Here is a 14850-nt window from a genome sequence, read left to right on the forward strand (position 1 = left end):
CAAAATCAGACAGCCTTCCCCCCTTCACATCGTTTAAAATTGTGATAAAATTCTAATTTTTATACTCTACTATATTTTAGTATACGATTTCTATTCTAGCAATGAAGGACATTTAAAGTTGTTCCTGAAATAGATAAACGCCCAGACTGACAATCTGGACGTTTTGTTTATGCAGCATATTAATAAATTGAAGTAGTCTCTTTAGACGTTTTCTCGAGGATTTCTTTTACCCTTGCAAGGAAACGTCCGCATACTAGTCCATCAAGCACACGATGGTCCAATGATAGACACAGGTTGACCATATCTCTGACAGCAATCATGCCATTGTTCATGACGACTGGTCGCTTAACGATCGATTCGACCTGCAGGATTGCAGCCTGCGGGTAGTTGATGATGCCCATGGATTGGACAGACCCGAATGATCCTGTATTGTTTACAGTGAAGGTACCGCCCTGCATATCTTCGGAACGAAGCTTGCCAGCACGTACTTTCTGTGCCATTTCTGTGATTTCGCGGGCGATGCCTTTGATTGTTTTTTCGTCTGCATTTTTAATGACAGGTACGAATAAAGCATCATCAGTCGCTACCGCTATTGAAATATTGATATCTTTCTTCTGGATGATTTTTTCGCCAGCCCACATGGAATTGATTTGCGGGAATTCCTTCAGTGCCTGTGCGACTGCTTTTACAAAGAACGCAAAGAACGTTAAATTGAAGCCTTCTTTTTTCTTGAAATCATCCTTAAGGCTGTTTCGGTATTCTACCAGGTTTGTCACATCGACTTCTACCATGGTCCAGGCATGCGGTGCTTCATGTTTGCTGCGAAGCATGTTCGCTGCGATTGCCTTGCGCACTCCCGTAACAGGGATTTCGATGTCCCCGGCAGCAACTGGTACTGACGGAGCCGCGGCTTGAGCAGCTGATGGCTGTGATGGTGCAGCCGGCTGAACTGGAGCTGCAGTCTCAGCAGCAGCAGGTTGAGCCTTCGGTGCTTCTGCAGCTGGCTGAGGAATATTTCCGGATTGAATGATCTTTTGAAGATCCTTACGGGTGATTCTTCCGCCTGCTCCCGTTCCCTTAACATGGGTTAAGTCGATATTATTTTCCTGGGCCAGCTTCAATACTGCCGGCGAATATCTAGCTTTGCTGCCTTCGTTTGCAGCGGGTGCTGTATTTTCTGCAGGTGCTGTTTCAGAAGCTGGTGCAGTGGCAGCAGGTGCCTCTGCGCCATTTCCGCCTTCCACTTCAATCGTACAGATGAATTCACCTACAGCCAGTGTATCCCCTTCATTCGCAATCAATTCCTTGATTGTACCTGTAAAAGAAGATGGTACTTCAGCATTTACCTTATCGGTCATGACTTCTGCAAGTGGATCGTACTTATTTACTTTATCGCCAACAGAGACCAGCCATTTGCTGATGGTTCCCTCGGTGACACTCTCGCCTAACTGAGGCATCTTAATTTGTTCAATTGCCACAGGTTCATCCTCCTTCTCCATTCACTCTATTTCCAATATGAATATGTTAAAATTCAGCAAGTTCTCTCATTGCTTTTTCAACTTTATCCGGATTGATCATGAAATACTTTTCCATTGTCGGAGCATATGGCATTGCCGGTACGTCTGGTCCTGCAAGACGCTTGATCGGGGCATCCAATTCGAACAGGCAGTGTTCTGCAATGATGGCTGCCACTTCACTCATAATGCTTCCTTCTTTGTTGTCTTCCGTCACAAGAAGGACCTTGCCTGTTTTGGAAGCTGCTTCAATGATCGCTTCCTTGTCTAATGGATAAACCGTACGGAGGTCAAGGATATGCGCCGAGATGCCATCCTTCGCCAGTCTTTCTGCTGCCTGCAATGCAAAGTGTACTGCCAGGCCGTAGGTAATGACCGTAATGTCCTCCCCTTCGCGCTTCACGTCCGCTTTTCCGATTGGCAGGACATAATCATCTTCAGGAACTTCACCTTTGATCAGTCTGTAAGCACGCTTGTGCTCAAAGAACAATACTGGGTCCTCATCCCTGATCGCTGCTTTCAATAATCCTTTTACATCATAAGGAGTTGAAGGCATAACAATTTTCAGGCCAGGCTGATTGGCAAATACCGCTTCAACCGACTGGGAATGGTAAAGCGCACCGTGGACACCGCCGCCATAAGGGGCACGGATGACCATCGGACAGCTCCAGTCGTTGTTAGAACGGTATCGGATTCTTGCTGCTTCAGATATGATCTGGTTAACAGCAGGCATGATGAAATCTGCGAATTGCATTTCGGCGATTGGGCGCATACCGTACATTGCCGCACCGATTCCAACCCCTGCGATCGCGGATTCTGCAAGAGGTGCATCAAGGACGCGGTCCTCGCCAAACTGCTCGTAAAGACCCTGAGTCGCTTTGAAAACCCCGCCTTTTTTACCAACGTCTTCTCCGAGGACAAAAACTCTCGGATCTCTTTCCATCTCTTCCTTGATTGCTAAAGTCACTGCATCTATATAAGAAATTACCGCCATCTTTGCTCCCCCTTACTCTTCAGCATATACGTATTTTAATGCATGTTCCGGCTCAGCGTACGGCGCGTTTTCCGCATAATCCGTCGCTTCGTTCACAAGCTTCATGATTTTATCATTAATCGCTTTTTCGCTCTCATCATTCATGATGCCGTTTTCCTTCAGATACGCACCGAAGGTAATGATCGGATCCTTCGTCTTCGCTTTGGCAACTTCATCGGGTGCGCGGTAGCTTCTGTCATCATCATCAGAAGAGTGTGGAGTCAGACGGTAAGAAACTGCTTCAATCAGACTCGGGCCCTTACCACTTCGTCCGCGGTCTGCAGCTTCCTTGACTGCTTTATACACTTCGATTGGGTCATTTCCATCTACTGTTACTCCCGGCATACCGTATCCAATTGCGCGGTCAGAAACTTTTTCAGCCGCAACCTGCTTTTCATATGGAATCGAAATGGCATATTTATTGTTTTCAACCATGAATATGACCGGAAGCTTATGTACTCCCGCAAAGTTTGCTCCTTCATGGAAATCCCCCTGGTTGGAAGAGCCTTCACCAAACGTTACGAAAGTAACGAGATCCTTCTTTTCCATTTTTCCTGCAAGCGCGATTCCGACAGCATGCGGAACCTGAGTGGTAACGGGTGATGATCCTGTTACGATCCTGTTTTTCTTCTGTCCGAAGTGCCCTGGCATCTGGCGTCCGCCGGAGTTCGGGTCTTCCGCTTTGGCAAAACCAGAAAGCATCAACTCTTTTGCAGTCATGCCAAAAGTTAAGACCACTCCCATATCCCTGTAGTAAGGAAGAACATAGTCCTTTTCCCGATCAAGTGCAAAAGCTGCTCCTACCTGTGCCGCTTCCTGTCCCTGGCAGGAGATTACAAACGGAATTTTCCCAGCACGGTTCAAAAGCCACATCCGCTCATCCAGGCGGCGGGCCAACAGCATTGTTTCATACATTTCCAAAACTTTTTCATCACTTAAGCCAAGTGCAGCGTGACGGTTTTCTGCCATCTTTATACCTCCCAATTGTTCGTATAAGGCTCTTTTCCGAAGAAAAGAGCTCTTATTCCCTTTACTTTTTAAGAGTGGATTGCCTTCCCATCCACTGCCAGTGCAGCTTCCCCAATTGCCTCGGATAAAGTTGGGTGAGGATGGATGGTGTGGGCTACCTCCCATGGTGTAGCGTCTAATACTTTTGCGAGTCCCGCTTCTGAGATCATGTCAGTCACATGAGGACCAATCATATGGACACCAAGAATATCATTGGTTTCCTTGTCAGCAACAATTTTGACAAAACCATCAGATTCACCGTATACAAGTGCTTTTCCGATTGCCTTGAAGGAGAATTTGCCTGTCTTCACATCGTGGCCTTTTTCTTTTGCTTCGTCTTCTGTCAGGCCAACGCTGGCAGCCTCCGGAGAGCTGTAAATACATTTAGATACCAGTGTATAATCGATTGGATGCGGATCTTGTCCCGCGATATGCTCAACTGCGACAAGTCCTTCATGTGAAGCCACATGCGCCAGCTGTAAGCCGCCAATGACATCACCAATTGCATAGATGTGAGATTCCTTCGTCTGGAAGAATTCGTTTGTTTGAATGAACCCTCTCTCCAGTTGGATCTCAGTGTTTTCAAGACCGATTCCTTCCACATTTGCCTGGCGACCAACTGAAACCAGCAATTTCTCAGCAGAAAATTCTTTCGTTTCCCCTTTAACCTCTGCACTAATCTTAATGCCATCAGCTTTTTCCAAAGTTTCAGGAAGGACCTTAGCGCTTGTGATCACCTTAACGCCTTTTTTCTTCATTGCGCGCTGCATTTCCCTGGATACTTCCTTGTCTTCTGTCGGGACAATACGGTCCGCGTACTCAATGACGGTTACCTGTGAACCAAAGTCAGCAAGCATCGAAGCCCATTCGATTCCGATTACACCGCCGCCAACGATGACGATTGACTTTGGCAGATCTTCCATAACAAGCGCTTCATCAGATGTCATGACATATTGGCCATCCGCTTCAAGACCTGGCAAAGTCCTTGGTCTTGACCCAGTCGCAACGATGACATTCTTCGGAATCAGCATTTCATTTTCTTCGCCATTGTTCATTTCAACGGAAATGGTTCCTGGCATCGGAGAGAAAATGGATGGCCCCAGAATTCTGCCTAAGCCTTCATATACATCGATTTTCCCTTGCTTCATCAGATGCTGAACCCCACGGTGCAGCTGCTCAACGATTTTTTCTTTTCGTTCCTGGACCTTAGTGAAGTTGACACCGACTTCTCCCGTCGTTACCCCGAAATCCTCACTTTTCTTTGCAGTTGCAAATACTTCGGCACTGCGAAGCAATGCTTTACTCGGAATACATCCCTTATGCAGGCATGTTCCTCCAAGCTTACCCTTTTCAACGATGGCAGTCTTCAAACCAAGCTGTGATGCCCTGATCGCTGCTACGTAACCGCCTGTACCGCCTCCGAGAATGACTAAATCATATTCTTGCGCCATCTGAATCCCTCCTCCATCTTCGGTAAAAAAATTAATATTTAAAATGCAGTGTTAAATCCTCTTATTTCCCCGGATATTCCTTGAAATCTTCTTCTCCGCGGAGTACTCGAAGCGCACCCTCTGCGAGAGCCTGGAGTTCATTTTCACCTGGATGGACGATTACGTCTGCAATCCAGTTGATCCTCTCAGAAATCTCCTGGACGAAATCCTTTCCGTAAGCAAGACCTCCAGTAAGGATAATCGCATCTACTTTTCCTGCAAGCACGGCACTGGCCGATCCGATTTCTTTTGCCACCTGGTAGGCCATCGCACCGTACACAAGCTTGGCTTTTTCGTTGCCCTGGCTGATCATTTTTTCGACCTTTACCGCATCGTTTGTTCCAAGATAACCAACAAGACCACCCTGTCCCACAAGCTTTTTCATGACCTCTTCACGGTAAAAATCACCGGAAAAACATAATTCCACGAGGTCCCCTGCTGGTACTGTACCGGCACGTTCCGGACTGAAAGGGCCATCACCATGTAATCCATTGTTGACATCGACTACCCTTCCAAGTTTATGGGCACCAACAGTGATCCCCCCGCCCAGGTGGGTGACGATCAGGTTCAGCTCTTCATATTTCCTGCCAAGTTCCTTTGCAACCCGCCTTGCGACTGCTTTCTGGTTTAAGGCATGGAAGATGCTTTTCCGCTCAATAAGTGAAAATCCGGAAACACGCGCTACAGGATCCAGTTCATCGACTACAACGGGATCGACAATGAATGATGGAATATTCAAGCCAGAAGCAATTTCATAGGCAAGAATCCCGCCTAAGTTTGAAGCATGCTGGCCGGAATAACCCGCACGCAGATCTTCAAGCATTTGATTGTTTACTGCATATGTTCCGCCTTCAATTGGCCTTAAAAGGCCGCCGCGCCCACAAACAGCACTCAATTTTGAAATATTGATTCCTTCAGTATCAAGCGTTTCGAGTATCGTATTCTTCCTGAATTCGTATTGGTCGATGATGGTTTCATAGGAGTTAATGACAGATGAGTCATGACGGATCGTTTTTTCAAAAACAGAAACCTCATTGTCAAATACTCCTATTTTCGTTGATGTAGATCCTGGATTGATGACGAGAATCCGATGTTCTGTTTGTTGCACAGTTAAACCTCCAATTTGCATGCGGAAAACTATATCCGCAATACGTCAGTAGCATTAAGGAAACAGCAGAGGCGCCGAAATCATAGTCAGCGCTCTCTGCAGAAACCGTTTGAATAGTCTTTTTTCGCGTGATCAATCGTACTCACTTCTCAGTATGCTCATCGGTCAGGGTCAAAATTTGCTTCCCCTGATCTCCTGCATGTAAAAGAATGCACTGATTTCACGAAAAAAGTCTTTTTAACGGCGGCTTAGGATATGATGGCCGTTTTGCAGGAATTGGCTGCGTGAATTGCGCATTCTTTCAATTCTTTCTTCTGCCATACGGTCAGCCGCTTTATAGGTAGGAATTCCATCCCTCTTGGCGATTTCAATTACTTTTTCAATATTGTTGTAGATTGTTTCCACTTTTTTCATTGCTCTTTCCGCATTATATCCGTACAGTTCATCAGCGACATTGATGACTCCGCCTGCATTGATGACATAGTCAGGTGCGTATACAATGCCCATTTCATGGATGATATCACCATGTTTTGTATCTTTAAGCTGGTTATTAGCCGCTCCTGCAATAACCTTCGCCTTAACCTGAGGAATTGTCTCATCGTTGATGACCGCTCCCAAAGCACATGGTGCGTAAATATCACATTCAACTCCATAGATTTCATCAGGATCAACCGCTTTTGCCCCGAATTCTTCGACTGCTCTTTGGACGGCTTCTTTATTGATATCAGTTACAATCAGCTGAGCTCCCTCTTCATGCAGGTGGCGGCATAGGTTGTAAGCAACATTTCCCACACCCTGCACAGCGATTGTCTTGCCTTCAAGCGAATCAGTGCCAAACGCTTCCTTGGCAGCAGCCTTCATCCCTCTGTATACACCATAAGCTGTTACTGGTGAAGGGTTTCCTGATGAACCGAATGCAGGTGAGATTCCAGTTACATAATCTGTTTCCTCGTGGATCAGATCCATATCCGCTACTGTTGTTCCAACATCTTCTGCAGTAATGTATCGGCCATTCAAGCCCTGGATGTATCGGCCGAATGCGCGGAACATTTCTTCATTCTTATCCTTGCGAGGGTCGCCGATGATGACCGTCTTGCCTCCCCCAAGATTGAGCCCTGCAGCAGCATTTTTATATGTCATTCCTTTGGCAAGTCGAAGTGCATCCTCGATCGCCGCTTCTTCTGATGCATAAGTCCACATGCGCGTTCCGCCCAATGCCGGTCCGAGTGTCGTGTCATGGATCGCGATGATTGCTTTTAATCCTGACTGTTTATCCTGACAAAATACAACCTGCTCATAATCGTACTGTTCTAGATACTTAAAGATTTCCATTTCTAGTTCCTCCCCTGGGTTTATGTAGGTTATTTAGAAGCAGAGCACAATGCCAGTGCAAGTGAGTACAGCTTGCTCTCAGCAGTGTCAGCCCTGGATGTTAATACTATTGGAGCTTTTGCTCCGGCAATGACTGCGCCAACCTTAGCATTGGCAAAGTAAATCAATGACTTATACAGGACATTCCCTACTTCAATCGCAGGGACCATTAAAATATCAGCCTTGCCAGCAACGTCACTGTTAATTCCTTTGTGCTCAGCTGCCAGCTGGGACACAGCGTTATCCAGTGCAAGCGGTCCATCTACGATGCAGCCAGTAATTTGGCCGCGTTTGTTCATTACTGTCAAAGCGGCAGCATCCAATGTAGCCTGCATAGCCGGATTGACGACTTCCACTGCAGCAATCGGAGCAACCTTAGGGATGTCAATTCCGATTGAATGTGCAACCTGAACAGCGTTTTTGATGATCTGCGCTTTTTGCTCAAGATCGGGTGCGATGTTCATCGCCGCATCGGTTACGAGAGTAAAGCGGTCGTATCCCGGAATTTCAAAAACCGCAACATGCGAAAGGGCCGCGCCAGTCCTGAGGCCATATTCCTTATTCAGGACAGCCTTCAAGATAGCCGCTGTAGGGATATTCCCTTTCATCACGACGCTTGCTTCGTTTGCTCTGACCGCTTTCACAGCCATTTCGGCTGCAATACTATTATTTGAGGCGGATATGATTTTTACACTTTCACTGGCCGCTAACTCCGAGTGCTGTGTGGTAATGAGCTTTTCTATTTTCTCCTTGTCTCCATAAAGAAGGAAATCAGCCAGCTTCATTTTCACAGCTTCTGCCACTGCCTCGAGCACCTCGGCATCTTCTGCCGCTGCAACCGCGACAGTTTTGCGTCCATGTTGGGATGCCATGCTGATTAGTGAGTCTAATTTCATTTCTGGTTTCAACCCTTTCTTTGGTGGCCCATCACCCGGTATATTATAATGCAAGAAGCGTGCCAACTTTATTTTCTTGAAAACGCTTTACTTTTCCTAAAAAATATTATGCAATAAATTGCAGGGTATGAAAATTATTGCATGCTGTTTATTTCAATCCCATATTTCTCTAGCTTGTAATACAAATTCCTCACCGATACCCCCAGAGCCTTTGCAGCTGCCGTTTTATTGCCGTTTACAGCCTGCAGCATATCTCGGATTACCTTTGCTTCATACTTTTCCAGCTGCACAGAAAGTGGTTCTGCCTGAATTGGCTGCCTGTCATGATCAGCTTTTAAATTTTGTTCCTGGCTGCTCTGAAGTTCCGGGAGGTGTTTGCTCTCAATGACCGTCTCATTGTAATTCAAGAAGATGATAGCCCGTCCAAGAACATTCTCAAGCTCCCTTACATTTCCCGGCCATTCATATTCCATTAATTCATTGATTGCTTCCTCAGAAATACCTTCTACATTCCGACCGTAATCCTGATTGATCTTCCTGATCAGCCTTTCGCCAAGAAGAGGTATATCTTCTTTCCTTCTTCTTAGTGGCGGAATATGGATTGGCATCCTGTTCAAACGATAGTATAAGTCTTCTCTAAAACTTCCGTTCGCAATCGCTTTTTCCAGATTCATATTCGTTGCCGCAATAACCCTGACATTGATGGGGATCGGCTTTGTGCCACCCACACGGACAATCTCCTTTTCCTGCAGCACTCGCAACAATTTCGCCTGTGTATTCGCCGGGATTTCTCCTATCTCATCGAGGAAGATGCTTCCATTATTCGCTTCTTCAAAAAAGCCCCGTTTGCCTCCTCTTTTAGCGCCTGAAAAAGCTCCTTCTTCATATCCAAAAAGCTCACTTTCCAGCAGTGATTCGGAAATAGCAGCACAGTTGACTCTAATGAATTTATTGAACTTCCTGTCACTTGCATTATGGATGGCATGGGCGAACAGTTCCTTCCCTGTCCCTGATTCTCCTCGTAGCAGAACCGTTGCCGGGGTTTTCGCCCCCAATTTCGCTTGTTCAATCGGGATCATCATTTCCTCTGATTGTCCGATGATATCCTCAAAGGAATATTTCGCTTCCAAAGTCCTGATAATCTGCCTCGCCCGGGTCAATTCCCTGTTCAAGTTCTGGATTTCGGACATATCGTGAATGACACCGACACTGCCCTTCAGTTTTCCATCAACGATGATCGGAGCGACATTGACAACTACTTCCTTTTTGTTCGGCCCAACCCTCATGGCAGTTCCGCGGACAGGCCTCCTTGTCTTGAGCACCTTCATATGCATGCTCTCTCCTTCGGAAATATCCGCTGTAGCAGGCTGCCCGATCACTTCTTCCTCTTTTAGGCCAGTGATCCTAGTATAGGCAGGATTGATCATGATTCCCCTTCCGTCTTCATCGACTACTGAAATCGCTTCATCACTGGAATGGATAATTGCCTGGAGCATCGTTTGAATTTCTTTTAGATTCGTAATTTCCTCTGCCAGGTTCACCACTTCTGTAATATCTTTAAAAACGGAAAAAGCACCGATTAATTGGTCATTCTCATCAATGATCGGAATTCGTGTCGTAATGATTTTTGATCCATTTGGCAGCACAAGCTCCCGGTTGGACTCAACTTTCCTTGTATTCAGCACCCTCGGAAGCTTGCTGGAAGGTATGATATCCAAAACATGCTTACCTTCCGCCTGAATCCTCCTGGTGCCAATGATTTTTTCCGCGCTTTTGTTAAACAGAGTAATGACCCCTTCCGTATTGATGACAACCATGCCATCCCCGGAAGAGTTGAAGATTAAATCATGTTCATATGTAACTTTCCTTAGAGTTTTAATGAGGCCTTCCTTTTCTTCCAATAGAGAAGCAAGCAAAAATGCAACACTTCCTGGAATCAGGACGGTAGTTTTGCCACGGGCATCCCTCAATTCCCGGAAGACTTCCTCATCCCCTGTTACTTCGATTACAATATCAAGATCGTTTGACATGTATTCACGCCAGTCCGTTCCAGTCTGTATACCGGCACTTCGGGCAACTGCAAGACCAGCTGCTTCAGGATTGATATCGATGACAGCCAGCACTTCTGCTGTTTCTTTGAAAATATCCAGAATCGCTGTACCGCCTTTTCCAGCCCCGACTATCATTATTTTTTGCATAATAACCACCACATATCTGGAAAAATATTTCACAGACAACATTTGCAGTCTGCAAGATTCTTCAAGTTTATTGTAATTGTTTTTGAAGGCGCTGACAAACTTCTTATTATTCTAAACATTCTGGAGAAAGATTAGTGACAGCATCTTGCATTGCGCAAAAACTCAGTGTTCAGTATACTTTTAGATAGAAGATCTAAAAAAGGGACTTCATCGAAAGAAGACAGATTAAGAGGGGAAACTACATGATCAGAATCATAGCGCTCATCATCATGGTGATACCAGGCCTCATCGCTGCATTAGGCATAAAACTGATGCGCGATATGGTATTTGGCGTTTTGCATACACCTTTTCCATATTTATGGCTCCAATTCCTTGCGGGATTTATTTTTTTCCTGGCAGGTCTGGGGTTCATTGCAGGATTCATCCTTCATCGAGACCGTAAACGAAATAAAGTCCAGGCCATCTTCCGGATTCCTGACAGCAGCAAAAAACAAAACAGGCCTTAGGCCTGTTTTGTTTTTTCTCTGATCAATCTTGCGTTTACCGGATCATCCGTAATCACTGCACTGCAGTTCACTCGGAAAAACCGTTCCAATTCATTATCCTTGTTGACAGTATACGGTCTTACTTCAACCCCGCTGTCCAATGAGGATATAACGATTTCATCCTGGGCAGCGCGCCAGTGTGGGTGGAAGCCCTTAGCTCTGATGGATTGTGCATAAATCCATGGCATGTAGAGACCATCTGAAAGTAAAGGTGCAATTTCAATTTCCGGAGCCAGCATATAGCTTTTAACAATGCTGTAATGATTGAAGGAAGAAATGATGATCCGATCGGTCAGCCGGAACTCCCTTACCATCTCAATCACCTTTTCTTCCATCCCCTCATACATGAACAATGTATTTTTCAATTCAATATTACAAATCAAGTCTGTACCTGCCAGCCACTCCAGCACCTCTTTCAGGAGCGGGATTGGTTCACGATTGGGCAAAGAGGCAAACTTGAACCGTGCATCCAATTTCAGCAGGTCTTTTAGTTGATAATCCTTTACGAATCCAGTACCATCTGTTGTCCTGTCTACCTTTTCATCATGGATGACAACTAGTTCCCCATCCTTGGTCATTTGGACGTCCAGTTCCAATCCGTCGGCCCCTGCTTTTGCAGCTTCCCTAAAAGCCAGCATTGTGTTTTCTGGATATTCTGCTGAATATCCACGATGTGCTAAAATAAGAGTCATACACCATCACACCTATCATTTCAATATTTGGAGGTAAATCCATGAGACCATTACAAATCTCCCCAGAAACAGCAATCAAACTTTCAGAAAAACTTGGAGTACCCATTGAGCAAATCATTCACATGCCACAGCATATACTTATGCAGAAATTGGCTGAACTCGAAACGGAAACGAAAAAGGAACAATAAGATCTTAAACGCCACCCAGGCGTTTTCTTTTTTTAGTTTTAAATTCTGTTCGCTTTGGATCAGCAGGCCGCTTTTACCGTTTGGCCATAAGAATCATATTCGCAGGTTATACAGACTGCCTGCTATTACCTTTAGAATCATGGCAATCCCTATATACATAATAATCATTGAATACCTTTATTCCAAAACATAAAAACATCTTTCCTTATATCGCGGAAAGCGATACAAAGAAAGATGCCGGATGATAATGTATGAAAAATAGCTTATTTTGGGTCTAACCCTTTCAAGATGCCTTATGCTCCAGGCGAAGCTTGTCAGCCACCATTGCGATGAATTCGGAATTGGTCGGCTTTGCTTTAGACATGGAGACTGTATAGCCAAACAATGAAGAAATAGAATCAATATTCCCTCTGCTCCATGCTACCTCGATTGCATGGCGGATGGCGCGTTCTACACGACTGGCTGTTGTATTGAATTTCTTCGCGATATCTGGATAGAGGACTTTTGTGATCGAGCCAAGAAGTTCAATATCGTTATAGACCATGGAAATAGCTTCACGCAGGTACATGTAACCTTTGATATGCGCAGGCACACCGATTTCGTGGATGATGCTTGTAATGCTTGCATCAAGGTTTTTAGGCTTCTGTTCAGCGCTGGTTCTGCCATAATTAATGGCTCCTGAAGGTTTTCTTGCCACGGTCTTTGCTTTGCCGCTGACCTGGCGGATATGGCCTGCCAGATGATCCATATCGAATGGCTTGAGTATGAAGTAAGAAGCTCCCAATTCCACAGCCTTTTTCGTTACATCCTCCTGGCCAAAGGCAGTCAGCATAATTACATTCGGGATGATGCCCTTGTTCATTTCACGCAGTCTCTCAAGCACTGCCAGGCCGTCAAGGTGAGGCATGATGATATCCAATAATAATACATCTGGATCTGAATCTTCCAGCATCTCTAAACATTCCTGGCCATTATGGGCAACTCCGATTATTTCCATATCATCCTGCGAAGAAATATATTCTTCAAGAAGACCGACTAATTCCCTGTTGTCATCTACAACGAAAACTTTAATTTTGTTCACTACTTGGTTCCTCCTCAATCCAATTATGATCACAAGTTTTTTATCTTCTCTAAATTCTATTCTAAATGACTAATTCGACAATGCAACAGAAATTCCTCTTATTTTTAATTTTTTCTTAAAAAAGTAATATTTTCTTATAAATGCTTCAATTTCCTTTGTTTTTCGACTTATTTCGATAGTTGACAAAAAAGCCACTTGGATTTTGTCGAATAATCTTGATTTCAGTTACTTTAAATATAGTCCATAATGCTCTGATTGTAAAACTGCGTCTGTCCGCCATTTCATCCAACAAAAAAAGGCGGCTGCTGCCGCCGAATTTTCGTTTGTCAACTTGCCTGTTCCCTCGGTTTTTCATATATATCGATTCCCGCTTCATTCAGCATCCATTCAATATGGACACCATACCCGCTTGTCGGGTCATTCACGAATACATGTGTGACAGCTCCAACCAGCTTGTTGTCCTGGATAATCGGGCTGCCGCTCATCCCCTGGACGATGCCGCCGGTTTTTTCCAGCAATTCAGGATCCGTCACTTTAATGACCATTCCTTTTGTTGCCGGGAATTTCTGCGGAATTGTGCTGACAATTTCTATATCAAAAAGATTTACTTCGTCATTATTGACAACCGTAAGGATTTTAGCCGGCCCCTCTTTCACCTGGTGGGAAAGGGCAATCGGCAGTGGTTTATCAAAAACACCATTATCAATGTTCTTGCTTAGTTCCCCAAATATCCCAAATGGACTGTTTCTTTTAATGTTTCCGATGACTTCACGATCTGATGAAAAGCGCGCCAGCTTCTCTCCTGGATTCCCTTTTCCGCCTTTCTCGATAGAGGTAACAGTAGATCTGACAATTTGTCCGTCTTCAACGACAATCGGCTTTTTTGTATCCATGTCAGATATCACATGGCCCAGTGCCCCATATTTTTTTGACTGAGGATGATAAAACGTCATCGTTCCAATTCCGGCTGCCGAATCCCGGATATACAATCCGAGTTTATACGTGTTCTCATTCACGTCTTTCATTGGCTGAAGATGAGTTTTGATTTTCTCATTTTCTCGTTTGATCACCAAGTCCAACGGCTTGCCTTCTTCTCCAGCCTGCTTTACAAATGGACCGACATCCGCCATTTTTTCAATTTCTTTCCCATTGATCTCCGTGATGATATCGCCTTTCTTTATCCCTGCCTGTTCACCTGGCGATACCCTGCCTTCTTCCGCCTGTACCTGATGATGTCCGACCACAAGAACACCGACCGTATTAAGTTTTACGCCAATTGACTGGCCGCCTGGCCTGACTTTGAAATCTTTAAGAACATTCACATCGACTTTCTTTACCGGGAAACCCGCCAGTTCTAGAACCATTTCATCCTTGCCATGTCTTTTTGCTTCTAATGAAACGGTTTCGCCCTGCTGGTCCACCGTAATACTTGATTGATCCAAGGGTGCAGTAACCTGTACAGCTTTAGCCGAAAGGTCAAGCTTTTGTCCCTCGAATAACGTTATATCTCCTGGAATAGATAAATATTCGTGTACTGGTTTTGCAAAACCTAAAGCAATTAATGAAACAAGGAGAATTCCACCAATAAATTTTCTGAGAAAATCTTTTTTCAATCCATTCACTCTCCTCGCTTCTAGTCCACACACATTCGAAAATGGCTACATCTTTAATTTTGCCTCGACACGGCGCATTTATAACCAGTATAAAAATAAAAAAGCTACCCTTT

At 44.9% G+C, this 14850-nt stretch carries 13 protein-coding genes; 2 read left to right on the forward strand and 11 right to left on the reverse strand.

Features of this window, described 5'->3' with window-relative positions; all coding sequences use genetic code 11:
- Positions 1-179: 179 nt before the first annotated feature.
- The 8 genes from EJA10_RS09820 to EJA10_RS09855 all read right to left on the reverse strand — a co-directional run bounded on the left by EJA10_RS09820 (position 180) and on the right by EJA10_RS09855 (position 10618).
- Positions 180-1478 carry a dihydrolipoamide acetyltransferase family protein gene (locus EJA10_RS09820; protein ID WP_125479825.1) on the reverse strand — a complete coding sequence of 433 codons (1299 nt, stop codon included), beginning with the start codon at positions 1476-1478 and terminating at the stop codon, positions 180-182.
- A 46-nt stretch (positions 1479-1524) separates the two neighbouring features.
- Positions 1525-2508 (reverse strand): alpha-ketoacid dehydrogenase subunit beta, encoded by a 984-nt coding sequence (locus EJA10_RS09825; RefSeq protein WP_125479826.1) that lies wholly within the window; start codon positions 2506-2508, stop codon positions 1525-1527.
- Positions 2509-2520: 12 nt separating this feature from the next.
- Positions 2521-3516, reverse strand: a complete 996-nt coding sequence (locus EJA10_RS09830) for a thiamine pyrophosphate-dependent dehydrogenase E1 component subunit alpha (protein ID WP_125479827.1) — start codon at positions 3514-3516, stop codon at positions 2521-2523.
- Positions 3517-3584: 68 nt separating this feature from the next.
- Entirely contained in the window at positions 3585-5006 is a 1422-nt protein-coding gene (lpdA, locus tag EJA10_RS09835) for a dihydrolipoyl dehydrogenase (RefSeq protein WP_125479828.1), read from the reverse strand.
- 61 nt (positions 5007-5067) lie between these two features.
- Positions 5068-6174 (reverse strand): butyrate kinase, encoded by a 1107-nt coding sequence (gene buk, locus EJA10_RS09840; RefSeq protein ID WP_425462085.1) that lies wholly within the window; start codon positions 6172-6174, stop codon positions 5068-5070.
- Between the two features lie 216 nt (positions 6175-6390).
- Positions 6391-7485, reverse strand: a complete 1095-nt coding sequence (bcd, locus tag EJA10_RS09845; protein ID WP_125479830.1) for a branched-chain amino acid dehydrogenase — start codon at positions 7483-7485, stop codon at positions 6391-6393.
- Between the two features lie 29 nt (positions 7486-7514).
- Entirely contained in the window at positions 7515-8420 is a 906-nt protein-coding gene (gene yqiS / locus EJA10_RS09850) for a phosphate butyryltransferase (RefSeq protein ID WP_246017743.1), read from the reverse strand.
- A gap of 134 nt (positions 8421-8554) precedes the next feature.
- Positions 8555-10618 (reverse strand): sigma-54 interaction domain-containing protein, encoded by a 2064-nt coding sequence (locus EJA10_RS09855; RefSeq protein ID WP_125479832.1) that lies wholly within the window; start codon positions 10616-10618, stop codon positions 8555-8557.
- A gap of 242 nt (positions 10619-10860) precedes the next feature.
- Here EJA10_RS09855 and EJA10_RS09860 point away from each other — a divergent pair, with 242 nt between their 5' ends.
- Positions 10861-11124, forward strand: coding sequence for a DUF2627 domain-containing protein (locus EJA10_RS09860; protein WP_125479833.1), 264 nt, complete (start codon positions 10861-10863; stop codon positions 11122-11124).
- Here EJA10_RS09860 and EJA10_RS09865 read toward each other — a convergent pair.
- Positions 11121-11855, reverse strand: a complete 735-nt coding sequence (locus tag EJA10_RS09865; RefSeq protein WP_125479834.1) for a glycerophosphodiester phosphodiesterase — start codon at positions 11853-11855, stop codon at positions 11121-11123. The two genes, EJA10_RS09860 and EJA10_RS09865, sit on opposite strands and share 4 nt — an antisense overlap.
- Before the next feature lie 41 nt (positions 11856-11896).
- Between EJA10_RS09865 and EJA10_RS09870 the strand changes: the two genes are divergently transcribed.
- Positions 11897-12043: a YycC family protein gene (locus EJA10_RS09870; protein ID WP_125479835.1), complete on the forward strand. Its 147-nt coding sequence runs from the start codon at positions 11897-11899 to the stop codon at positions 12041-12043.
- Between the two features lie 283 nt (positions 12044-12326).
- On the opposite strand, the gene spo0A is transcribed toward EJA10_RS09870, so the two are convergent.
- On the reverse strand, positions 12327-13124 hold the full coding sequence (spo0A, locus tag EJA10_RS09875; protein ID WP_125479836.1) for a sporulation transcription factor Spo0A: 798 nt from the start codon (positions 13122-13124) through the stop codon (positions 12327-12329).
- A 326-nt stretch (positions 13125-13450) separates the two neighbouring features.
- The gene (spoIVB, locus tag EJA10_RS09880) at positions 13451-14737 is read right to left on the reverse strand and encodes a SpoIVB peptidase (protein WP_125479837.1); all 1287 of its coding nucleotides are present in this window, start codon (positions 14735-14737) and stop codon (positions 13451-13453) included.
- Positions 14738-14850 lie beyond the last annotated feature (113 nt).

Source organism: Mesobacillus subterraneus (assembly GCF_003937825.1).
GTDB lineage: Bacteria > Bacillota > Bacilli > Bacillales > Cytobacillaceae > Mesobacillus > Mesobacillus subterraneus.